The sequence below is a fragment of the Streptomyces sp. NPDC052109 genome (assembly GCF_040680195.1).
Classification (GTDB): Bacteria; Actinomycetota; Actinomycetes; order Streptomycetales; family Streptomycetaceae; genus Streptomyces.
In genome coordinates this window covers 26,311-47,853 of sequence record NZ_JBFAWF010000018.1, presented here as the reverse complement: position 1 = coordinate 47,853, position 21,543 = coordinate 26,311, and the positions used below count along the sequence as shown (strand labels likewise).

The window sequence follows — 21,543 nt, the reverse complement described above, 5'->3', positions numbered from 1 at the left end:
CCCCTGCACGCATCCGGTTTCCCTACTCTGGGTTACGTGCAGCGCCTCTATGACTTCCTCCGCCGCCACCCGACCTGGGTCGACAGCTTCTGGGCCGTCGTCCTGTTCGGGCTGTCCGGTTTGAGTGTGGTCAACCTCCACGGGGCGCCCGGTCACCACATGACGCTCGCCGCGGGGATGGCCGTGTCCGTCGTCCTGTGCGCCGTCGTGGCGCTGCGCCGCCGGTTCCCGGAGCCGATGCTGCTGGTGGCCCTCGCGGTGGGGCTGGCCCAGCTGGTGCTGGACGTCGAGACGACCGTCGCCGACTTCGCGATGCTGGTGATCACCTACACGGTCGCGACGGTCGGCGCCCGCTGGGCCTCCCGGCTCGCGCTCGCCGCCAGCCTCGGCGCGGCGGCCCTCGCGCAGATCCGCTGGCCGAGCGGGCACACCGGCTTTCTGGGGCAGATCGTCATAGTCGTCTTCCAGACGGTGCCCTTCGCGCTGGCCTGGGTGCTCGGTGACTCCATGCGCACCCGGCGCGCCTACTTCGTCCAGCTGGAGGAGCGCGCGGCCCGCCTGGAGAAGGAGCGCGAGGCGCAGTCGAAGGTCGCGGTGGCCGCCGAGCGCGCCCGTATCGCGCGCGAACTGCACGATGTCGTCGCGCACAACGTGTCGGTCATGGTGGTGCAGGCCGACGGCGCCGCCTATGTCCTCGACACCGCGCCCGACCAGGCCAAGAAGGCCCTGGAGACGATCTCCTCGACCGGTCGCCAGGCCCTCGCCGAGATGCGCCGGCTGCTGGGCGTGCTGCGCACCGGCGAGCACCAGGAGAGCGGGGAGTACGTCCCCCAGCCCGATGTCGAGCAGATCGACGACCTCATCGAGCAGTGCCGCAGCTCCGGCCTCCCGGTCGACTTCAAGGTCGAGGGCACCCCGCGCCCGCTGCCGAGCGGCGTGGAGCTGACCGCGTACCGGATCGTGCAGGAGGCGCTGACCAACACCCGCAAGCACGGCGGGCCCAACGCGGGTGCCAGCGTCCGGCTGGTCTATTTCGACGACGGGCTCGGCCTGCTCGTCGAGGACGACGGCAAGGGCGCCCCGCACGAGCTGTACGAGGAGGGTGGCGCGGACGGCCGGGGTCACGGCCTGATCGGCATGCGCGAGCGGGTCGGCATGGTCGGCGGCACCCTGGACGCCGGACCGCGCCCGGGCGGAGGATTCCGCATCAGCGTCCTGCTCCCGCTCAAAGCGGCGCACTGACGGGGCCGCACGCCCCCTGCTCACACCTGTAGCACCCCTCCCCGAGGCAACATCCCCCGCACCGAACGAAAGAGGCCCGATGACGATCCGCGTGATGCTCGTCGACGACCAGGTGCTGCTGCGCACCGGGTTCCGGATGGTGCTCGCCGCCCAGCCGGACATGGAGGTCGTCGCGGAGGCGGGCGACGGCGTCGAGGCCCTGCAGGTGCTGCGGTCCACGGCCGTCGACGTCGTTCTGATGGACGTCCGCATGCCCAAGCTGGACGGCGTGGAGGCCACCCGGCGGATCTGCGCCGAGCCCAACCCGCCCAAGGTGCTGATCCTGACCACCTTCGACCTGGACGAGTACGCCTTCTCCGGGCTGAAGGCGGGCGCCTCCGGCTTCATGCTCAAGGACGTGCCGCCCGCTGACCTGCTGGGCGCGATCCGTGCCGTGCACAGCGGCGACGCGGTCGTGGCGCCGTCCACCACCCGGCGCCTGCTGGACCGGTTCGCGCCGATGCTGCCTTCCGTCGGCAAGGAGCCGCAGCACAAGGAACTGGAGCGGCTCACCGACCGGGAGCGCGAGGTGATGGTGCTGGTCGCCCAGGGCCTGTCCAACGGCGAGATCGCGGCCCGGCTGGTGCTGAGCGAGGCGACCGTGAAGACCCATGTGGGCCGCATCCTGACCAAGCTCGGCCTGCGCGACCGGGTGCAGGTCGTCGTGCTGGCCTACGAGACGGGCCTGGTGCGCGCGGGCGGCCACGGCTGAGCCCGACCGCCGGAACGGCCTCGCTGCGGGCCGTCATCCGGTCCTGGCCCGGCCGGGCCGACGGTCGCGAGGGTGCCAGTGGGCCCCCGGCCGCCGCGGGGACCCCGGTGCGGGCCCCTTGCCGGGCAACGGCCCTGCGGCCGCCGGGTGGGCTTTGGAGCGGGCCTCTGCCCCGGGACCGCGGACGCCGTAGCGGAGCCGGCAGGTGAACTCCGGCGCGGCGGTGACGAACTGGTCGCCCGTCATTTTGTCGAGCCGGTCCAGTTCCTCGGCGAGCGTGGCGCCGGGGAGCGAGCGGCCGGCGGGCAGCGCGGCGAACGGGGCGAAGACGTCCGAGAAGGTCGTACGCCACAGGAAGTCCGCCTCGCACAGTCGGTCGGCCAGGCAGGGGTCAGGGCGGGACGAGAGGCGGTCGCCCAGCTCTGGAGGCCGGGTGGTGGCCGGGGTCGCTGAGGGCGTGCAGGGCCATCCCCGGTTCCGCCGCCGATGAGGGCACGACGGAGACCCGCTCCGGGGGCGGTCCGGTGATGTCGATGGTCACGCTCATGCCTTGCATCGTGCACCCGCCCACTGACAGTGCCCCCGCCGATTGACGGCACCCGTCAATCGGCGCGACATCCGCTCCGGCCGGAGGGCGGCCTGAAGGCACCGGGTCAGCCGCGGGGCCAGACCGGTCACCGAGCCGCCGGTGACCGGTCCCTTCACCCAGAGTCCCGAAAGTCCCCAGACCTTCCCACCGCGCCCGCGCCCGGCGTGCACGACGCCGACCGCGTGCGCGCCCTGCGCGACCACGGGCGTTTCACGCGGTCATCGCCGAGCGCCCGGCGAGGGGGCGCGTGCGCTCCGCCCTCCGCCGATGGCTGCGCCCGCGCACGCTGTGATCACAGTGCGGGCAGGCGGGTCACGAAGTCGGCCACGGCCGCCCGTACGTCGTCCGCCGTCCACTCCAGGCCCGCCGCGCCGACCGTGACCTCCGTGCACGCCAGGTCCGGCCCACCGTGGTTCCAGGGGCCCGCGAACAGCAGCACGGAGGTCTCCTCCGCCTGCCGTACGGCGGCCTCGGCCGCCACGTCGGGGTCGTAGGGCAGCCAGACCTGGAACTCGTGGGTGTGCGGCTCCCGCGGATGGACGCGGGCCCAGGGCAGCCCGGCCGCGGCGAACCCCTCGCGCAGCGCGGCGGCCACCACGCGCGCGTGCCGCACATGGTCCGGCAGCCGGGGCAGCTCCGTCTCCAGTCCGGCGAGCGCCGACAGCGCGGTCGGGAACTGCTGGAAGATCGTGCCCCCGTACCGGTGCCGCCACGTCTTCGCCTCCTCGACGAGCGTCCTGGGGCCGCACAGCGCGGCGCCGCCGAAGCCGCCGAGGGACTTGTAGAACGACACGTAGACGGAGTCGGCGAGGCCGGCGATCTCCTCCAGGGGGCGGCCGAAGTGCACGGTGGTCTCCCACAGGCGCGCGCCGTCGAAGTGCACCACCGCGTCACGCTCCCGCGCGGCCTCGACGACCTCGGTCAGCTCCTCCCAGGTGGGCAGCACGAAACCGGCGTCCCGGAGCGGCAGTTCCAGCATCAGTGCCCCGAAGGTCTCTTCGAAGTCGCGTATCTCGGCGGCCGTGGGCAGCCGCCGTTCACCGGTCACGCGCACCGGGCGCAGGCCGCTGACCTGGCTGAACGCATGCCTTTCGTGCACCTCGGGGTGGGCGAGGGCGTGCAGGGCGACCGTGGGGTCGCCGGTGCGGGCCGCCCAGCAGCGCAGCGCAACCTGCTGGGCCATCGTGCCGGTCGGGAAGAAGGCGGCGGCCTCCGTGCCGAGCAGGCCGGCGACCCGCTCCTCCAGGGCGGCCACGATCCGGTCGCCGTAGATGTCCGCCTGCTCGTCCAGGTCGTACACCTGGGGTGCCGTCCGTGTCAGCCAGTCCAGCCGTTCCCGGATCGTGCCGTGCACGCCGGGACGCCACAGCACGCGCCGCGCCGCCTTGCGGGCGGCCATCCGGCGTTCGCGCATCGCCGGCCTCGCGTCCCGTTCCACCGTCTCGCTGCGTTCCGCTTCCGCCGCACCGGTCTCTTCCGCCGTTTCGCTCATGCCGGGGATCATGCCGTGCCCGGACCGGGCGGGCACGGCGGTTTTCCGTGCGGCGGAACCGCCCAGGCGAAACCGTCGCGGCGCGTGGCGAAACCCACAGCCTGTGGACAACCGATCGGCGCCGGACCGAGATAGCGTTAACATGACGAGAAATCGTCCGGTACCCAGAGCGGACTGGAACGGGAAGGCCGCCGTCGCGTGAGTACAGTCCACCAGCCAGACCTCAAGGACCGCCCCGCGCGGCTCACCGTCGGTGTCGTCGGCGCCGGCCGCGTGGGCCCCGCGCTCGCGGCGTCCCTCCAGCTCGCCGGGCACCGCCCGGTGGCCGTCTCCGGTGTCTCCGACGCCTCCCGCAGGCGCGCCGAGACCATGCTCCCGGACGTGCCTCTGGTGCCGCCCGCCGAGGTCCTCGAGCGCGCCGACCTGGTGCTCCTCACCGTCCCCGACGACATCCTGCCCGGCCTGGTCACCGGCCTCGCCGAGACCGGCGCGGTACGGCCCGGCCAGCTGCTCGTGCACACCTCCGGCCGGTACGGCGCACGGGTCCTCGACCCGGCCCTGCGCGCGGGCGCGCTGCCCATGGCCCTGCACCCGGCCATGACCTTCACCGGCACCCCCGTGGACGTCCAGCGCCTCGCCGGCTGCTCCTTCGGCGTCACCGCGCCCGAGGAACTCCGGCTGGCCGCCCAGGCCCTGGTCATCGAGATGGGCGGCGAACCCGAGTGGATCAGCGAGCAGAACCGCCCGCTGTACCACGCGGCCCTCGCGCTCGGCGCCAACCACCTGGTGACCCTGGTCGCCCAGTCGATGGAGCTGCTGCGCACGGCGGGCGTCGAGGCGCCCGACCGGATGCTCGGCCCGCTGCTCGGTGCCGCCCTGGACAACGCCCTGCGCTCGGGCGACGCGGCGCTCACGGGACCCGTCGCGCGCGGGGACGCCGGCACCGTCGCCGCACACATCACCGAGCTGCGCAGGCACGCTCCGCAGACCGTCGCGGGCTATCTCGCGATGGCCCGCGCGACCGCCGACCGGGCCCTCGCGCACGGCCTGCTGAAACCCGAACTCGCCGAGGACCTGCTCAGCGTGCTGGCCGACGGGGACGGCGGCACGAGAGGCACTCACGGCACCGAGGGGAACGACCGATGACCACCGCCCTGCTGAGCACCGCCGACGAGCTGCACGCGCGCGTGCGCCGCGGTCGTCGCGCCGTCGTGATGACCATGGGTGCCCTGCACGAGGGCCACGCCACCCTGATCCGCACGGCGCGCGAGATCGCCGGCCCGGACGGCGAGGTCGTCGCCACCGTGTTCGTCAACCCGCTGCAGTTCGGCGCGGGCGAGGACCTGGACCGCTATCCACGAACCCTCGAAGCCGACCTGAAGATCGCCGACCAGGCTGGTGCGGACGCCGTGTTCGCTCCCTCCGTGGACGAGGTCTACCCCGGCGGCGACCCCCAGGTCCGCATCACCGCGGGCCCCATGGGCGAACGCCTGGAGGGCGCCTCGCGGCCCGGGCACTTCGACGGCATGCTCACCGTCGTCGCCAAGCTGCTGCACCTCACGCGGCCCGACATGGCGCTGTTCGGGCAGAAGGACGCCCAGCAGCTGGCCCTGATCCGGCGCATGGTGCGCGACCTCAACTTCGGCGTCGAGATCGTCGCCGTACCGACCGTGCGCGAGGCGGACGGGCTCGCCCTGTCCAGCCGCAACCGCTACCTCTCGCCGGAGGAGCGCCTGACCGCGCTGACGCTGTCCCGCGCACTGTTCGCCGGCCGCGACCGGCACGCCGCGCAGGAGGCGCTGCGCGCGCGTGCCCGCGAAGTGCCCTCCACGCACGCGCGTGCCGAGGCGCTCAGCGCCCTCGGGGAGTCGCGTGCGGCAGCCGACGCGCACGCGGTCGCCACGGCCTCCCCCGGCGGTCCGGCGGCCGTCCGCGCGGCCGCACGCCAGGTCCTGGACGAGGCGGCCCGCTTCGCCCCGCCGCTCGAACTGGACTACCTGGCCCTCGTCGACCCGTCCGACTTCACCGAGATCGGCGACGGCTTCACGGGCGAGGCCGTCCTCGCCGTGGCCGCGCGGGTCGGCACGACCCGGCTGATCGACAACCTGCCCCTCACCTTCGGAACCCTCGGAGCCGCCTCGTGACCAGCACAGGCACCAGCACTGGCATACGACTGCACGCGCCCGCCCCCGGCTGGGCCATCTCCGCGGACGTGGTCGTCGTCGGCTCCGGAGTCGCCGGCCTGACCGCGGCCCTGCGCTGCCAGGCCGCGGGCCTGACGCCCGTCGTCGTCACCAAGGCCCGCCTGGACGACGGCTCCACCCGCTGGGCGCAGGGCGGTATCGCCGCGGCCCTCGGCGAGGGCGACACACCCGAGCAGCACCTGGAGGACACCCTGGTGGCCGGCGCGGGCCTGTGCGACGAGGAGGCCGTACGGATCCTCGTCACGGAGGGCCCCGACGCCGTACGGCGGCTGATCTCCACCGGCGCCCACTTCGACACCGACGACGAGGGTGACATCCAGCTCACCCGTGAGGGCGGCCACCACCGGCGCCGGATCGCGCACGCGGGCGGTGACGCGACCGGCGCGGAGGTCTCCCGGGCGCTCGTGGAGGCGGTACGCGCGCGTGGGCTCCACACCATCGAGAACGCGCTCGTGCTGGACCTGCTGACCGACGCCGACGGCCGTACGGCCGGTGTCACGCTGCATGTGATGGGCGAGGGCCAGCACGACGGCGTGGGCGCCGTGCACGCCCCCGCGGTCGTCCTCGCGACCGGCGGCATGGGCCAGGTCTTCTCCGCGACCACCAACCCGTCCGTGTCGACCGGTGACGGTGTGGCGCTGGCCCTGCGAGCGGGCGCGGAGGTCTCCGACCTGGAGTTCGTGCAGTTCCACCCGACCGTGCTGTTCCTCGGCCCGGACGCCGAGGGCCAGCAGCCGCTGGTCTCCGAGGCGGTGCGCGGCGAGGGCGCCCACCTGGTCGACGCCGACGGCGTGCGGTTCATGGTCGGGCAGCACGAGCTGGCCGAGCTGGCGCCCCGGGACATCGTCGCCAAGGGCATCCTGCGGCGGATGCTGGAGCAGGACGCCGAGCACATGTTCCTGGACGCCCGGCACTTCGGCGCCGAGATGTGGGAGCACCGGTTCCCGACCATCCTGGCCGCCTGCCGCGCCAACGGCATCGACCCGGTCACCGAGCCCATCCCGATCGCGCCGGCCGCGCACTACGCCTCCGGAGGCGTCCGCACCGACGCCTGGGGCCGTACGACAGTGCCCGGCCTGTACGCGTGCGGCGAGGTGGCCTGCACCGGTGTGCACGGCGCCAACCGGCTCGCCTCCAACAGCCTGCTGGAGGGCCTCGTCTACGCCGAGCGGATCGCCGCCGACATCACCGCCGCGCGGGCGGACAACGGCCTGCACGCGCGCGTGCCCGCACCGGTTCCGCATCCCGAGAAGCCCGCGCACCCGCTGCTCGCCCCCGAGACGCGGTTCGCCATCCAGCGGATCATGACCGAGGGCGCCGGTGTGCTGCGCTCCGCGGAGTCCCTCGCTCGCGCCGCCGGACAGCTCCAGCGGCTGCACTCCGACGCCCGTGACGCCCTGGAGGAGAACGGCAAGACGGCCGAGCCGGGCGTCGACACCTGGGAGGCCACCAACCTCCTGTGCGTCGCCCGCGTGCTGGTCGCCGCGGCGCAGCTGCGCGAGGAGACCCGCGGCTGCCACTGGCGCGAGGACAGCGCCGAGCGCGACGACAGGCACTGGCGGCGCCACATCGTCGTACGGCTCCATCCGGACCGGTCGCTGGCCGTACACACCACCGACACCGCAGACTTCCCCCCGACCCGGCACAACCAGCGTCCCCAGGAGCAGTGACAGACGTGAGCACCGACGACCTTCCCCTCGTCCCCAGCGGCGGCTGCGGCGACGGCTGCGCCTGCGGCGCCGAGGGCGACGAGGAGTACCTGGAGAGCGGGCTCGACCCCGCGCTCGCCGAGCTGCTGGCCGCGGCCGGGCTCGATCCCGTAGAGGTCGAGGACATCGCCAACGTGGCCATCCAGGAGGACCTGGACGGCGGCGTGGACGTGACGACCGTCGCGACCATCCCGGAGGACGCCACCGCCACCGGTGACTTCACCGCGCGCGAGGCGGGCGTCGTGGCGGGCCTCAGGGTCGCCGAGGCCGTGCTCTCCGTGGTCTGCACGGACGAGTTCGAGGTCGAGCGGCACGTCGAGGACGGCGACCGGGTCGCGGCGGGGCAGAAGCTGCTGTCGGTCACCACACGCACGCGTGACCTGCTGACCGCCGAGCGCAGCGCCCTGAACATCCTGTGCCGACTGTCCGGCATCGCGACCGCCACGCGCGCGTGGGCGGACGTCCTGGAGGGCACGACCACGCGCGTGCGCGACACCCGCAAGACCACCCCGGGACTGCGTTCGCTGGAGAAGTTCGCCGTCCGCTGCGGCGGCGGCGTCAACCACCGCATGTCGCTCTCCGACGCGGCCCTGGTGAAGGACAACCACGTGGTGGCCGCCGGCGGCGTCGCGCAGGCCTTCAAGGCCGTACGGGAGCACTTCCCGGAGGTGCCGATCGAGGTCGAGGTCGACACCCTGCACCAGCTGCGCGAGGTCGTCGAGGCGGGCGCCGACCTGATCCTGCTGGACAACTTCACGCCCGAGGAGTGCGCGGAGGCCGTCGGGATCGTGCGCGGCCGCGCGCTGCTGGAGGCCTCCGGCCGGCTCACGCTCGACATCGCGCGCGTGTACGCCGACACCGGCGTGGACTTCCTGGCCGTCGGCGCGCTCACCCACTCCGCGCCGATCCTGGACATCGGCCTCGACCTGCGCGAGGCGGAGTAACCGCGATGCTCCTCACGATCGACGTCGGCAACACGCACACCGTCCTCGGCCTGTTCGACGGCGAGGACATCGTCGAGCACTGGCGCATCTCCACGGACGCGCGCCGCACGGCGGACGAGCTGGCGGTGCTGCTGCAGGGCCTGATGGGCATGCACCCGCTGCTCGGGGAGGAGCTGGGCGACGGTATCGACGGCATCGCGATCTGCGCGACCGTCCCGTCGGTGCTGCACGAGCTGCGCGAGGTCACCCGGCGCTACTACGGCGACGTCCCCGCCGTCCTGGTCGAGCCGGGCGTCAAGACGGGCGTGCCGATCCTCACCGACAACCCCAAGGAGGTCGGCGCGGACCGGATCATCAACGCGGTCGCGGCCGTCGAGCTGTACGGCGGGCCGGCGATCGTCGTCGACTTCGGTACGGCGACCACGTTCGACGCGGTGTCCGCACGTGGGGAGTACGTCGGCGGTGTCATCGCGCCCGGTATCGAGATCTCCGTGGAGGCGCTCGGCGTCAAGGGCGCGCAGCTGCGGAAGATCGAGGTGGCCCGGCCGCGCAGCGTGATCGGCAAGAACACGGTCGAGGCCATGCAGGCGGGCATCGTGTACGGCTTCGCCGGGCAGGTCGACGGGGTCGTCAGCCGGATGGCGCGGGAGCTCGCCGACGATCCGGACGACGTACGGGTGATCGCCACGGGCGGGCTCGCCCCGATGGTGCTGGGGGAGTCCTCGGTGATCGACGAGCACCAGCCGTGGCTGACGCTGATCGGCCTGCGCCTGGTGTACGAGCGGAACGTGTCGCGTCTGTGAGGTGACCGGCGCCCCCGCGGGGGCGCCGGTTTTCGTGCTCCACGCGCGCGTGGAGGACACCTGCGGGTGTGGGTTCGTGGCCCCGGTAGAGGGAAACCGGGAACGACACGCGACGCAATAACATCCCGATCCATCACTTTTGTCCGATTAGCGGTAGCGTCGCCGCATGCCCACGCCATACGGATCCCGCGGCGGCATGGCGTTCGGCGTGGAGGAGCTGCGTGTGCTCCGCCGCGCCCTCGCCCTCGCCCTTCACCCCGGCCGAGCGTCCGCCGGGGACGTCCAGGACTGTTTCCGGCTCGCCGAGTCGCTCGACGAGGCGATGCGCGAGGGGGCGAGACTGCGCGCTTTCCTGGTGGCCGATCTCGGCCGGTACCGGGCCGCGCTGCCGGGCACCGCCGCCGGCTACCTCGGCCTGCTGGAGGAGGCGCTGGGGGCCGGGCACCGGCCGACGCCGGACGATCTCGCCGCGCTGCGGGCGCTGCGCGGGAACCCTGCCGCGGCCGCGCTGCTGGACCGATGCCAGGCGCTGGCCGAGCTGGACGTACGCGCCCGGTTCGCGCAGGGGGCGCGCAGGGTGCCCGCGCCCGCGGTGCCGCCCGCTCGCACCCGCCTGCTGGCCCTTCCGGGCGGCGGACCGGGCTCCGGGGTCCAACAGGCCGGGGAGCCGCAGAAACCCGCACAGAAGCCGGCGCCGAAGCCCGCGCCGAGGCCGGTGGAGCGGCCCGCCACGGAGCCGGCCGCGCCGAAGCGGCCCATCCCGACACCGGGCGAGGTCTTCCCGCGCCGCAAGCCGGCGCCCGGGGCGGACCCTGCCGAGCCCCGCGAACTGGCCGCCGGCTGAGCGATCCCGGCCTCCGGCCCGGACGGCCGTCCCACCCGCACCACCCGCGCGGGTGGTGCGGCCGGGTGCGGCGGCCCCCCTGCGGCGCGCAGGCGGCGCAGGGGGGCCGTGCCCGTTGCGGCGCAGGTGGGGAGGGCGACTCGGGGGGTTCGCGCCCCCCGTACCTTTCGCCCGTTGCGCCGTGGCTACTCTGGAGCCATGGACTACGTCTCCGCGCTCGTGCCCCCGGTCGTGATGGCCGTGTTCTTCATCGGTGTGGTCAGGGTGATCGTGAAGACCCAGGGCGGCGCCGCCAAGGCCAAGGAGGACGCGGCCGTCGACGCCGCCCTCGCGCGCGCGGAGAGCGTGCGCCAGCCCTCCGCCGCCTCCGACGCCTGAGCCGGCGAGCCGCGGCGGATCCGCTGATGCGGTGGCACGTCGAGGTGACCTCGGCGTCTCCTCCGCATACCCATGGACGGCTCGCGCCCTTCGGCACACCTTCGAGCCCCGTGCCCTTTTTGTTCGCATTCATGAGACTAGTGCAAGTCTGGCACGCCATTGCCGGGATCTCCCACTATTGTTCTGAGTTGTGCCTCGCCCATTGGGAGAACTCGAAGACGCGGTCATGACGCGGGTGTGGAAGTGGAACCGCCCGGTGACCGTTCGAGAAGTCCTGGAAGACCTCCAGCGGGAACGCTCGATCGCGTACACCACCGTGATGACCGTTTTGGACAATCTCCATCAGAAGGGCTGGGTCCGCCGCGAGGCGGAAGGGCGGGCCTATCGATATGAGGCCGTCTCGACCCGGGCCGCGTACGCCGCCGCCCTCATGAACGACGCCTGGTCCCAGAGCGACAACCCGGCCGCCGCTCTCGTCGCCTTCTTCGGGATGATGAGCGAGGAACAGCGCCAGGCCCTCAGGGACGCCGTCCGCATCGTCCAGGGACCGGAAACCCGGGAAGCTCCCGAACCGCGGCGACAGGAAGCCGCCCAAGAGGAAGCCCCGCAGGAAGCGCCGGAGGAAGCCGCGCAACAGCAACCCTCCGAAGCCCGGGAAGAGCAGAACCCTGGCTCGGCGGAGGACGCGGGCGGGCGATAGCGTCCGCTCATGTCAGCAGAGCACCCTGAAGTCCCCGCAAAAGCCATCACCGTCCGGCGCGCCCGGACCGGCGATGTCCCGGCCGTACGCCGCCTCCTCGACGCCTACGTCCGGGACCGCATCCTGCTCGACAAAGCCACGGTCACGCTTTACGAGGACATCCAGGAGTTCTGGGTCGCGGAACGCGACGACAACGCCGAGGTGGTCGGCTGCGGCGCGCTGCACGTCATGTGGGAGGACCTCGCGGAAGTCCGCACTCTCGCGGTGAAGCCCGGCCTCAAGGGCGCCGGCGTCGGCCATCAGTTGCTGGAGAAGTTGCTGCAGACCGCGCGCTGGCTCGGCGTTCGACGGGTTTTCTGCCTGACCTTCGAAGTGGACTTCTTCGGGAAGCACGGCTTCGTGGAGATCGGCGAGACACCGGTCGACACCGATGTGTACACGGAGCTGTTGCGTTCCTATGACGAGGGCGTCGCGGAGTTCCTCGGTCTCGAACGAGTGAAACCGAACACCTTGGGCAACAGCCGGATGCTTCTGCATCTGTGATCGTCATTGCCCAGGTGCCCTATGTCCGAAACGCGCATGTTTCCGGACGGGGGCGGTCCTCCGGTGCTCTCCCAGGGGTTTGTGTTTTTCCGGCAAAAGCGGTTTGCTTTCCGACGTACTGCAGTACTGCATATAACAGGGGCGGCGAAACGGCGGACGTCGCACACCCCTGGTCCTCAACGTTATCGATGAAAGGAAATCCGGTGGCACAGAAGGTTCAGGTCCTTCTTGTCGACGACCTCGACGGTGGCGAGGCGGACGAGACCGTGACGTTCGCGCTGGACGGCAAGACGTACGAGATCGATCTCACGACTGCCAATGCGGACAAGCTGCGAGGGCTTCTCGACCCCTATGTGAAGGGTGGTCGTCGTACCGGAGGCCGTGCTTCGGGCGGACGCGGAAAGACGCGTGCCGCTTCCGGTGGCAGCCAGGACACGGCGGCGATCCGCGCCTGGGCGAAGGAGAACGGTTACGAGGTCAACGACCGCGGCCGTGTTCCGGGGAACATCCGCGAGGCCTACGAGAAGGCCAACGGCTGACCCCGCCGGCAGGCGGTCGGCAGCCCGGCGCCCAGGCGCCGCAGCCGGACCCGGTGACACTGCGCTGCCACCGTGTCCAGCACCCGTACGAGATCGGGGGCGCTCCCCTCGCGCCCCACGGCCGGCAGCGTCGGCAACGAGGCCTCGACCTCGCCTCCAACCTCAGGGGGCCGCAGCCATACGGCGGCCCCCTGCACGGGCGACCCGGCCCGCACCGGCGTGACGGCCGCCGGAGGGACCGGCGCCTCCATCGCGCCGCCCGCGCCCAGCACCCGTAGATCCAGGGTCACGGCGCCCCATTCGAGCCAGTCCAGCAGCCCCGGCAGCTCCTCCGCGCTGCCCGCGGCCACCAGCAGCACCATCCGGTCGCCCCGAAGGGCCACCGGAGAACCCGGCGCGAGATGCCGGAGCGCCCCCGCTCCCGCCTCGGCCGGCACGTCCAGGACGTCGAACCGCACCCCGGTGAGCACCCGCAGCGGCGGTCCGGGCACCGTCGCCCATCCCAGATCGTTCTCGTACCAGCGCCGGGCCCACGCGTCCGGCCCGGCCGGGAGATCACAAGCGTCCCCTCCGGCCTGCACGTCCGGTGCATCCGGTACGTCGGGATCCGCGGGGCGACGGGGAAGGGGGACCGTTGAGGTCGCGGGGACCAGGGCAGCCATGCCACGTGCAACCGCCGAAGCACCCGGAGGGTTACGTTGGGTATCTTGCCGATTGCTTTGCGTGCCGGAACAGGGGGCGCGTGGGGGTGCGGGGAGGCGCAAGGTTGTTCGCCCATAGCGGAGGGAACCGGTGCGCGCGGCATGGGATGTCAGTCCCCGCGGGTAAGACATGCCTAGTGGGAGGGGGCGACGCGCGGGAGAGGCCGTCTCACGTTCGCCATCGGCGTAGTGGCGAGTGGGGTAACTGCCTGGCCTGCGGGAACATCGTCTCGCACCATCGGGTTGGAGCAGATGTCGGCGTTCGGGGTCAGGAGGCCAAGGACGGTGTCGGCAGTTGGAATGAGCGGTCCCCGCTTGCGGGACTAAGCTGCGGAAGGACAGGGAGGGGAAGTTCCCCCCACTGCCTGACCGCTCTGAGGAGCGATTAACGATGTTCGAGAGGTTCACCGACCGCGCGCGGCGGGTTGTCGTCCTGGCTCAGGAAGAAGCCCGGATGCTCAACCACAACTACATCGGCACCGAGCACATCCTCCTGGGTCTCATCCACGAGGGCGAAGGTGTCGCCGCTAAGGCCCTGGAGAGCCTCGGCATTTCGCTTGAGGCGGTCCGCCAGCAGGTGGAGGAGATCATCGGTCAGGGCCAGCAGGCCCCGTCCGGGCACATCCCCTTCACCCCCCGTGCCAAGAAGGTCCTGGAGCTGTCGCTCCGCGAGGCCCTTCAGCTGGGCCACAACTACATCGGCACGGAGCACATCCTGCTCGGCCTGATCCGTGAGGGCGAGGGCGTCGCCGCCCAGGTCCTGGTCAAGCTGGGAGCAGACCTCAACCGGGTACGGCAGCAGGTCATCCAGCTGCTCTCCGGTTACCAGGGCAAGGAGACCGCCACCGCCGGCGGCCCGGCCGAGGGCACCCCCTCGACCTCCCTCGTCCTCGACCAGTTCGGCCGGAACCTCACCCAGGCCGCTCGTGAGTCCAAGCTCGACCCGGTCATCGGGCGCGAGAAGGAGATCGAGCGGGTCATGCAGGTGCTGTCCCGCCGTACCAAGAACAACCCGGTGCTGATCGGTGAGCCCGGCGTCGGCAAGACCGCCGTCGTCGAGGGCCTCGCCCAGGCCATCGTCAAGGGCGAGGTGCCCGAGACCCTCAAGGACAAGCACCTCTACACCCTGGACCTCGGCGCCCTGGTCGCCGGCTCCCGCTACCGCGGTGACTTCGAGGAGCGCCTGAAGAAGGTGCTCAAGGAGATCCGCACCCGCGGCGACATCATCCTGTTCATCGACGAGCTGCACACGCTGGTCGGTGCGGGTGCCGCCGAGGGCGCCATCGACGCTGCTTCCATCCTGAAGCCGATGCTGGCCCGCGGTGAGCTGCAGACCATCGGTGCGACCACCCTGGACGAGTACCGCAAGCATCTGGAGAAGGACGCGGCCCTCGAGCGCCGCTTCCAGCCCATCCAGGTCGCCGAGCCGTCCCTGCCGCACACGATCGAGATCCTCAAGGGTCTGCGCGACCGGTACGAGGCGCACCACCGTGTCTCCATCACGGACGAGGCGCTGGTCCAGGCCGCCACCCTGGCCGACCGGTACATCTCGGACCGCTTCCTGCCGGACAAGGCGATCGACCTGATCGACGAGGCCGGTTCCCGGATGCGCATCCGCCGGATGACCGCTCCGCCGGACCTGCGCGAGTTCGACGAGAAGATCGCCGCCGTCCGCCGGGACAAGGAGTCCGCGATCGACTCGCAGGACTTCGAGAAGGCCGCCTCCCTGCGCGACAAGGAGAAGCAGCTCCTGGCCGCCAAGGCGAAGCGGGAGAAGGAGTGGAAGGCCGGCGACATGGACGTCGTCGCCGAGGTCGACGGCGAGCTGATCGCCGAGGTCCTCGCCACGGCCACCGGCATCCCGGTCTTCAAGCTGACCGAGGAGGAGTCCTCCCGCCTGCTGCGCATGGAGGACGAGCTCCACAAGCGGGTCATCGGCCAGGTCGACGCCGTCAAGGCGCTGTCGAAGGCGATCCGCCGTACGCGCGCCGGTCTGAAGGACCCGAAGCGCCCCGGTGGCTCGTTCATCTTCGCCGGCCCGTCCGGTGTCGGTAAGACCGAGCTGTCCAAGGCGCTCGCCGAGTTCCTCTTCGGTGACGAGGACGCGCTGATCTCCCTCGACATGTCGGAGTTCAGCGAGAAGCACACGGTGTCGCGTCTCTTCGGTTCGCCCCCCGGATACGTGGGCTACGAAGAGGGCGGCCAGCTGACCGAGAAGGTCCGCCGCAAGCCGTTCTCCGTCGTCCTCTTCGACGAGGTCGAGAAGGCCCACCCGGACATCTTCAACTCGCTGCTGCAGATCCTGGAGGACGGTCGTCTGACCGACTCCCAGGGCCGGGTCGTGGACTTCAAGAACACGGTCATCATCATGACGACCAACCTCGGCACCCGGGACATCTCCAAGGGCTTCAACCTCGGCTTCGCCGCCGCGGGTGACACGAAGACCAACTACGAGCGCATGAAGAACAAGGTGTCGGACGAGCTCAAGCAGCACTTCCGCCCCGAGTTCCTCAACCGCGTCGACGACGTGGTCGTCTTCCCGCAGCTGACGCAGGAGGACATCCTGCGGATCGTCGACCTGATGATCAGCAAGGTGGACGAGCGCCTGAAGGACCGGGACATGGGCATCGAGCTCTCCCAGTCCGCCAAGGAGCTGCTGGCGAAGAAGGGTTACGACCCGGTGCTGGGCGCGCGTCCGCTGCGCCGCACGATCCAGCGCGAGGTCGAGGACACGCTCTCGGAGAAGATCCTCTTCGGCGAGCTGCGCCCCGGTCACATCGTGGTCGTGGACACCGAGGGCGAGGGCGACGCCCAGACCTTCTCCTTCCGCGGTGAGGAGAAGTCGGCGCTGCCCGACGTCCCGCCGATCGAGCAGGCGGCCGGCGGCGCCGGTCCGAACCTGAGCAAGGAGGCGTAAGCCTCCGGCGGATTGGCCGAGTCGAGGGGCCGGTGCTTTCGGGCACCGGTCCCTCTCGGTGTTTCAGCGTGGGTCCGTGGTTGTTTCCACCTCCAGAACCGTCGGCTCCGTCCGCCCCCCCCGTGGTCGTGCAACGGCGAGGTACGGACGGAGCCCAACGCGGCGACTCAGTTGAGCGTCAGGACAACTGCCCGTTGTAGTCCGGCAGTTTGAAGGTCTTCTCGGCGTGGCCGCCGGAGAGGTCGGTGGCGCTGTTGCCGATGTTCGCGATGATCGTGTAGCCCTTGTTCTCGATGTCGACGCGCTGTGCGGTCTTGTAGGCGGCGACGTCCTTGAACAGGTCGAAGAGGCCGCGGACGTAGAGGCCGGAGACGTCGTAGCCGTCGTGTTCGAGGTTGTACTCGGTGGGCAGGTAGATGATGCCCGGGCGGGCCGTGACGAAGAACAGCGAGACGCCGTGCTCCTGGGCGTACTTCGCGACGTTCAGCACGGGCTTGTTGGCCGGCTGGGGGTAGCTGAAGCCGAAGTCGGTCTCCAGCGTGGTGTTGTCGATGTCGAAGACGATGGCCTGCTTCTCGCCCGGCTCGGCGGCGGCGATCCGCTCCTTCAGATACGGCAGCGCCTGGTCCATCACCGCCTGGCAGTCCTTCTGCCAGGTGTCGTAGTCGACCTTCGCGGTGGTGGTGGCGGCGGAGGCGGCGGTGCCGGCGTCGGTGCCGCTCGTGGTCGCGGCCTGGGCCGGGGCGGCGAGCGCGGCCAGGGCGGCCACGGAGACGGCGGTCGCGGAGATGCGGCGCGCCCAGGGGCGTCTGGTCATCGGTGGGGGTTCCTCTCACGTCCGTACGCGTGCCTGAAATGTCAGGGGCATGATCTGAGGTGAGGGTGGCGCGAGGGGAACCGTAGGGTTACTGGACGGTAGGCGCCTAGAGGTGTGCGTCACTTTTCCGTGATCGTCGGTTCGCTTCGCCGGTGATGTGCCACACAGGCGATTTGTCCCTTACTAGTGCGGATAGTGGCGTCCAGGTCGCCAGGTAAAGTGCGCACAAAGGGCAGGTAAAGCAGTCTTCTTTGCGTGCGTGCGCATGGGTCGCCTCGGGGCGTCTACTACGGGATGCCGTAGATGAGACGTTTTGGGGCGAGTGGGGTGCTCGGCTACCAAGGGATGGCCGCTCGGCTGAACGCCCGTTCGCCGGGTGGCGGTTCTGTCCCCGAGTCCACGAGGTTTCCATGTTCCAGCGCGTCGCGTCCCGTTCTTCCCGTACGTCCCCGCTCCGCGCCCGCGTTGCCGTCCTGGTCGCCGGAGCCGGTGCCATGGCCGCGCTGGGGGCCGGGGCCGCGAGTGCCGCCGCGCCCTCCGCCGCCTCCTGGGTCGGCCCGGTGAAGGGTTACGCGCTGACCGCGAGCTTCGCGCAGGCCGGCGGTCACTGGGCGGCCAAGCACAGCGGCCAGGACTTCGCCGTGCCGACCGGCACCGGCGTCGTCGCCGCGCACGGCGGCACCGTGGTCAAGGCCGGCCCCAACGGTGGCGGTGACGGCCCCGCGTACGGCGGCGCCGTCGTCATCTCCCACGGCAACGGCGCCTACTCGCAGTACGCGCACCTCTCCCGGATCGACGTCAAGGCCGGCCAGATCGTCAGGACCGGCCAGCGCATCGCCCTGTCCGGCTCCACCGGCAACTCCACCGGCCCGCACCTGCACTTCGAGATCCGTACGTCCCCGCACCACGGCTCGGCCGTCGACCCCGTCGCCTTCCTGCGGGGCAAGGGCCTCACCGTCTGAGCTACCGCTTGCCGCAGGCGTGCTCGTGCGCCTGCCTGACCAGGTCCAGGGCGACCTCGAGAACGGCCTGGCGCTTCTTCTCGGGGTCGCCTTCCAGGTCCTGCATCACGAACATCCCGGCGTGCAGCGTGAACATCGCGCTGACCGAGCGCACCTGGTCGACGAGGTCGGCCTGCGGGTCGATGAGGATGTCCCTGAGGCCGCGCATCCGGTCCTTGAAGGTGTCGCCGATGCGCAGTTCCCGCACCGTCGCCTGGTTCTCCTGCATGAACCGGAACAGCGGCTCGGCGCCGGCCAGGGCCTCGCAGTAGCGCCGTACGATCTCCTGCTTGGTCTCCAGGGTGTGCGGCTGCCTCCGGCCCCACTCGATCAGTTCCTCGATCGGCTTCGTCAGGTCCTCGAAGACGCTGACGATGATCTCTTCCTTCGTCTTGAAGTGGTAGTACAGGGCCGCCTTCGTGACGTCGAGACGCTCCGCGATCTCGCGCAGAGAGGTCTTCTCGTAACCCTGCTCCGCGAAGAGCGCGAGCGCCACGTCCTGGATGCGCTGGCGGGTGTTGCCGCGGCGCTGCTGCTTGGTGCCGTCCATGGTGACGCCCATCCTCGTACTCCTCGCGCTTCCGCGGAAACTTACTTGACGCCCGGCTAGTAAGAGGGCTACTTTCCCCAGTGTAGTGAACTAGCCGGGCGGCAAGTAAGTAGCTGCCGCAGGGGGAGTGGAAAGAAATGGCGGACACGGTCGAAAGCGTCATGCAAAGCAAAAAAGAGGAAAAAAAGCCCAAGAGCGTGCGCGTGGTCCTGCTCGCGCTCATGATCGCCATGATGCTCGCGATGCTCGACAACATGATCGTGGGCACGGCGATGCCGACGATCGTCGGCGAACTGGGCGGCCTGGAGCACCTGTCCTGGGTGGTCACCGGCTACACCCTGGCCACTGCGGCCTCCACCCCGATCTGGGGCAAGCTCGGTGACATGTACGGGCGCAAGGGGTCGTTCCTCAGCTCGATCGTGATCTTCCTGATCGGCTCCGCGCTCAGCGGCATGGCGCAGAACATGGGCGAGCTCATCGGCTTCCGCGCCGTGCAGGGTCTCGGTGCCGGCGGTCTGATGGTCGGCGTGATGGCGATCATCGGCGACCTGATCCCGCCGCGGGAACGCGGAAAGTACACCGGCATGATGGCCGGCGTCATGGCGCTGGCGATGATCGGCGGCCCGCTGGTCGGCGGCACCATCACCGACAACTGGGGCTGGCGCTGGTCGTTCTACATCAACCTGCCGCTGGGCGCCGTGGCTCTGGCGCTCGTCAGCGCCGTGCTGCACCTGCCCAAGAAGCGGTCGCAGGCCCGCATCGACTACCTCGGCGTCGCGCTGCTGACCGTCGGCATCACCTCGATCGTGCTGGTCACCACCTGGGGCGGCAGCGAGTACGCCTGGACCTCGGCGCGGATCATGGAGCTGATCGGCATCGGCGTCGCCGCGCTGATCGGGTTCGTGTTCTGGCAGACCAAGGCCGCCGAGCCGGTCGTGCCGCTGCACATGTTCCGCAGCCGCAACTTCACGCTGATGTCCGTCATCGGTTTCATCACCGGCTTCGTGATGTTCGGCGCCACGCTCTACCTGCCGCTGTACCAGCAGTCCGTGCAGGGCGCCTCCGCGACCAACTCCGGTCTGCTGCTCCTGCCGATGCTCGGCGCGATGCTCGTGACCTCGATGGTCGCGGGCCGGGTCACCACCAACAGCGGCCGCTACAAGATCTTCCCGATCGTCGGCGGTGCGCTGATGATCGTCGGGTTGTACCTGCTGTCGCTGATGGACACGAACACCACCCGGTTCACCTCCGGCGTCTACATGGCGGTGCTGGGCCTCGGCATGGGCTGCCTGATGCAGATCACCATGCTGGTGGCGCAGAACAGCGTGGAGATGAGGGACATGGGTGTGGCGTCGTCGTCCACCACCCTGTTCCGTACGCTCGGCTCCTCCTTCGGCGTGGCCATCATGGGCGCGCTGTTCAACAACCGGGTCCAGCACGTCATGGCCGAGCGGGCCGGTGCGGTGGGCAAGCACATGACCGAGAAGACCGCCGCCCTGGACGCGAAGCACCTCAAGATGCTGCCGGCGCCGATCCGGGACGCCTACCAGCACGCGGTGTCCGCCGGTACGCACTCGGCGTTCGTGCTGGGGGCGGCGATCGCGGTGATCGTGCTGATCGCGGCGCTCTTCGTGAAGGAGGTCCCACTGAAGAGCGGCCAGACCAAGCCGGCGGCGGAGAGCGGCGAGGACGCGGCTCCGGTGCAGGTGATCGAGGCCGTCTGAGCCCTACATCAGCCGTCTGATCCTTGCATCAAGGGAAGACCCCCGGTTCGGTGTCCGCCGCCGGGGGTCTTTTTCTGGTTCCGGGCCTCTGTGTCGGGCGTCTGTGCTGGTCGGTGCCGATGTCAGTGCCCCGTGCCACCATCGGCGGCATGGACAAACTGCGCCGCATGCGTCTGGCCAAGGACGCCATGGACCGGGACTGGGCGGACCCCGGCCTCGATCTGGACGCCGTGGCCGCGTGTGCCGGGTACTCGCGGTATCACTTCCTGCGCGCCTTCAAGGACGCCTACGGCGAGACGCCGGGCCAGTATCTGACCCACCGGCGGATCGAGCGGGCCGAGGAGATGCTGCGCTGTGCCAACCTCACCGTGACCGAGATCTGCACGCTCGTCGGCTTCAGCAGCCTCGGCACGTTCTCCGCCCGCTTCAAGGCCCGCACCGGTCTCACCCCGAGCGACTACCGCGCCACGTACGTGGGCCGCGACGCCTCGCTGATACCGGGCTGCTACGCCATGCTCTGGGCCGGCGGATTCAGCACCGCAAGATCGGAGAAGCGCTCCGGACCCCGCCCTGCCTACGGTGACGACAGGGAGTCCGCCCCGACGGACCGCACCACCAGCACCGCCGACAGGAGAACAGAGCCATGATCAAGGGACTTGCCATCACGACCGTCTGGGTCCTCGACCAGGACCGGGCCAAGGAGTTCTACACCCAGAAGCTGGGCTTCGAGGTCCGTACGGACATGAGGATGGGGGACGGCGGCATGCGCTGGCTCACCGTCGGTGCCCCCGGCCAGCCCGATGTTGAGCTGACGCTCATGGTGCCGGGGCCGCCGGCGATGGACCCCGAGTCCGCGGAGATGATGCGGAAGCTTGTCGCCAAGGGTGCGCTCGGTGCGGGAGTCCTGGCGACCGATGACATCCACGGGGACTACAAGAAGCTCAAGGACCGGGGGGTGGAGTTCCTGCAGGAGCCGCAGGAGCGGCCGTACGGAACGGAGGCCCTGTTCCGCGACGACTCCGGCAACTGGTTCTCGTTCACGCAGCGGCGCGAGGGAGGTCTGGACCTGGAGCAGGACTGGGCCTGAGGCCCCCT

21 protein-coding genes and 1 pseudogene are annotated in these 21,543 nt (G+C 70.8%); 17 read left to right on the top strand and 5 right to left on the bottom strand.

All coding sequences use genetic code 11. The annotated features are described in order from the left end of the window. The first annotated feature begins 36 nt into the window (after nt 1-36). The gene (locus AB0L59_RS29860) at nt 37-1,242 is read left to right on the top strand and encodes a sensor histidine kinase (RefSeq protein WP_365589645.1); all 1,206 of its coding nucleotides are present in this window, start codon (nt 37-39) and stop codon (nt 1,240-1,242) included. Between the two features lie 79 nt (nt 1,243-1,321). After that, nucleotides 1,322-1,993, top strand: a complete 672-nt coding sequence (locus tag AB0L59_RS29855; protein WP_365589644.1) for a response regulator transcription factor — start codon at nt 1,322-1,324, stop codon at nt 1,991-1,993. Nucleotides 1,994-2,182: 189 nt separating this feature from the next. On the opposite strand, the pseudogene AB0L59_RS29850 reads toward AB0L59_RS29855, so the two are convergent. Together AB0L59_RS29850 and AB0L59_RS29845 are read right to left on the bottom strand one after the other, a co-directional pair. Next, nucleotides 2,183-2,540: pseudogene (locus tag AB0L59_RS29850) on the bottom strand (DUF5937 family protein); the annotation flags it as partial. Between the two features lie 334 nt (nt 2,541-2,874). Next, a complete protein-coding gene (locus tag AB0L59_RS29845; protein WP_365589850.1) occupies nt 2,875-3,996 on the bottom strand; it encodes a beta-eliminating lyase-related protein in 1,122 nt (373 codons plus the stop codon). Nucleotides 3,997-4,272: 276 nt separating this feature from the next. Between AB0L59_RS29845 and AB0L59_RS29840 the strand changes: the two genes are divergently transcribed. The 10 genes from AB0L59_RS29840 (at nt 4,273) to AB0L59_RS29795 (ending at nt 12,738) form a co-directional block, all read left to right on the top strand. Continuing rightward, a complete protein-coding gene (locus tag AB0L59_RS29840) occupies nt 4,273-5,220 on the top strand; it encodes a DUF2520 domain-containing protein (protein ID WP_365589642.1) in 948 nt (315 codons plus the stop codon). After that, entirely contained in the window at nt 5,217-6,218 is a 1,002-nt protein-coding gene (gene panC / locus AB0L59_RS29835; protein WP_365589640.1) for a pantoate--beta-alanine ligase, read from the top strand. Before AB0L59_RS29840 ends, panC begins: the two co-directional genes overlap by 4 nt. Further along, a complete protein-coding gene (locus AB0L59_RS29830; protein WP_365589638.1) occupies nt 6,215-7,948 on the top strand; it encodes an L-aspartate oxidase in 1,734 nt (577 codons plus the stop codon). Before panC ends, AB0L59_RS29830 begins: the two co-directional genes overlap by 4 nt. 5 nt (nt 7,949-7,953) lie before the next feature. Beyond that, nucleotides 7,954-8,931, top strand: coding sequence for a carboxylating nicotinate-nucleotide diphosphorylase (nadC, locus tag AB0L59_RS29825; protein ID WP_365589636.1), 978 nt, complete (start codon nt 7,954-7,956; stop codon nt 8,929-8,931). 5 nt (nt 8,932-8,936) lie between these two features. Beyond that, entirely contained in the window at nt 8,937-9,734 is a 798-nt protein-coding gene (locus AB0L59_RS29820) for a type III pantothenate kinase (protein ID WP_365589633.1), read from the top strand. Between the two features lie 196 nt (nt 9,735-9,930). Further along, complete coding sequence (locus AB0L59_RS29815; RefSeq protein WP_365589849.1) at nt 9,931-10,578, top strand: hypothetical protein; 648 nt, start codon at nt 9,931-9,933, stop codon at nt 10,576-10,578. A 198-nt stretch (nt 10,579-10,776) separates the two neighbouring features. Beyond that, the gene (locus AB0L59_RS29810; RefSeq protein WP_365589632.1) at nt 10,777-10,956 is read left to right on the top strand and encodes a hypothetical protein; all 180 of its coding nucleotides are present in this window, start codon (nt 10,777-10,779) and stop codon (nt 10,954-10,956) included. Nucleotides 10,957-11,146: 190 nt separating this feature from the next. Continuing rightward, entirely contained in the window at nt 11,147-11,656 is a 510-nt protein-coding gene (locus AB0L59_RS29805) for a BlaI/MecI/CopY family transcriptional regulator (RefSeq protein WP_365589630.1), read from the top strand. Between the two features lie 9 nt (nt 11,657-11,665). After that, nucleotides 11,666-12,199, top strand: a complete 534-nt coding sequence (locus AB0L59_RS29800) for an amino-acid N-acetyltransferase (RefSeq protein ID WP_365589629.1) — start codon at nt 11,666-11,668, stop codon at nt 12,197-12,199. A 203-nt stretch (nt 12,200-12,402) separates the two neighbouring features. Beyond that, nucleotides 12,403-12,738 carry an Lsr2 family protein gene (locus AB0L59_RS29795; protein ID WP_365589627.1) on the top strand — a complete coding sequence of 112 codons (336 nt, stop codon included), beginning with the start codon at nt 12,403-12,405 and terminating at the stop codon, nt 12,736-12,738. Here AB0L59_RS29795 and AB0L59_RS29790 read toward each other — a convergent pair. Continuing rightward, a complete protein-coding gene (locus AB0L59_RS29790; RefSeq protein WP_365589625.1) occupies nt 12,717-13,319 on the bottom strand; it encodes an SCO3374 family protein in 603 nt (200 codons plus the stop codon). The genes AB0L59_RS29795 and AB0L59_RS29790 overlap by 22 nt on opposite strands. Nucleotides 13,320-13,830: 511 nt before the next feature. Here AB0L59_RS29790 and AB0L59_RS29785 point away from each other — a divergent pair. Further along, nucleotides 13,831-16,356, top strand: a complete 2,526-nt coding sequence (locus tag AB0L59_RS29785; RefSeq protein WP_365589623.1) for an ATP-dependent Clp protease ATP-binding subunit — start codon at nt 13,831-13,833, stop codon at nt 16,354-16,356. 178 nt (nt 16,357-16,534) lie between these two features. On the opposite strand, the gene AB0L59_RS29780 is transcribed toward AB0L59_RS29785, so the two are convergent. After that, a complete protein-coding gene (locus AB0L59_RS29780; protein WP_365589621.1) occupies nt 16,535-17,173 on the bottom strand; it encodes an HAD family acid phosphatase in 639 nt (212 codons plus the stop codon). Between the two features lie 410 nt (nt 17,174-17,583). On the opposite strand from AB0L59_RS29780, the gene AB0L59_RS29775 reads away from it, so the two are divergent. Next, nucleotides 17,584-18,135 carry a M23 family metallopeptidase gene (locus tag AB0L59_RS29775; protein ID WP_365589619.1) on the top strand — a complete coding sequence of 184 codons (552 nt, stop codon included), beginning with the start codon at nt 17,584-17,586 and terminating at the stop codon, nt 18,133-18,135. A gap of 1 nt (nt 18,136) precedes the next feature. Here AB0L59_RS29775 and AB0L59_RS29770 read toward each other — a convergent pair whose 3' ends face one another. Further along, nucleotides 18,137-18,736, bottom strand: a complete 600-nt coding sequence (locus AB0L59_RS29770) for a TetR/AcrR family transcriptional regulator (RefSeq protein WP_365589618.1) — start codon at nt 18,734-18,736, stop codon at nt 18,137-18,139. A 149-nt stretch (nt 18,737-18,885) separates the two neighbouring features. Between AB0L59_RS29770 and AB0L59_RS29765 the strand changes: the two genes are divergently transcribed. From AB0L59_RS29765 to AB0L59_RS29755, 3 genes are all read left to right on the top strand, one after another. Further along, nucleotides 18,886-20,448, top strand: coding sequence for an MDR family MFS transporter (locus AB0L59_RS29765; RefSeq protein ID WP_365589616.1), 1,563 nt, complete (start codon nt 18,886-18,888; stop codon nt 20,446-20,448). Between the two features lie 149 nt (nt 20,449-20,597). Beyond that, on the top strand, nt 20,598-21,095 hold the full coding sequence (locus tag AB0L59_RS29760) for a helix-turn-helix transcriptional regulator (protein ID WP_365589614.1): 498 nt from the start codon (nt 20,598-20,600) through the stop codon (nt 21,093-21,095). Further along, nucleotides 21,092-21,535, top strand: coding sequence for a VOC family protein (locus AB0L59_RS29755; RefSeq protein ID WP_365589612.1), 444 nt, complete (start codon nt 21,092-21,094; stop codon nt 21,533-21,535). The genes AB0L59_RS29760 and AB0L59_RS29755 overlap by 4 nt, the downstream gene beginning before the upstream one ends. Nucleotides 21,536-21,543 lie beyond the last annotated feature (8 nt).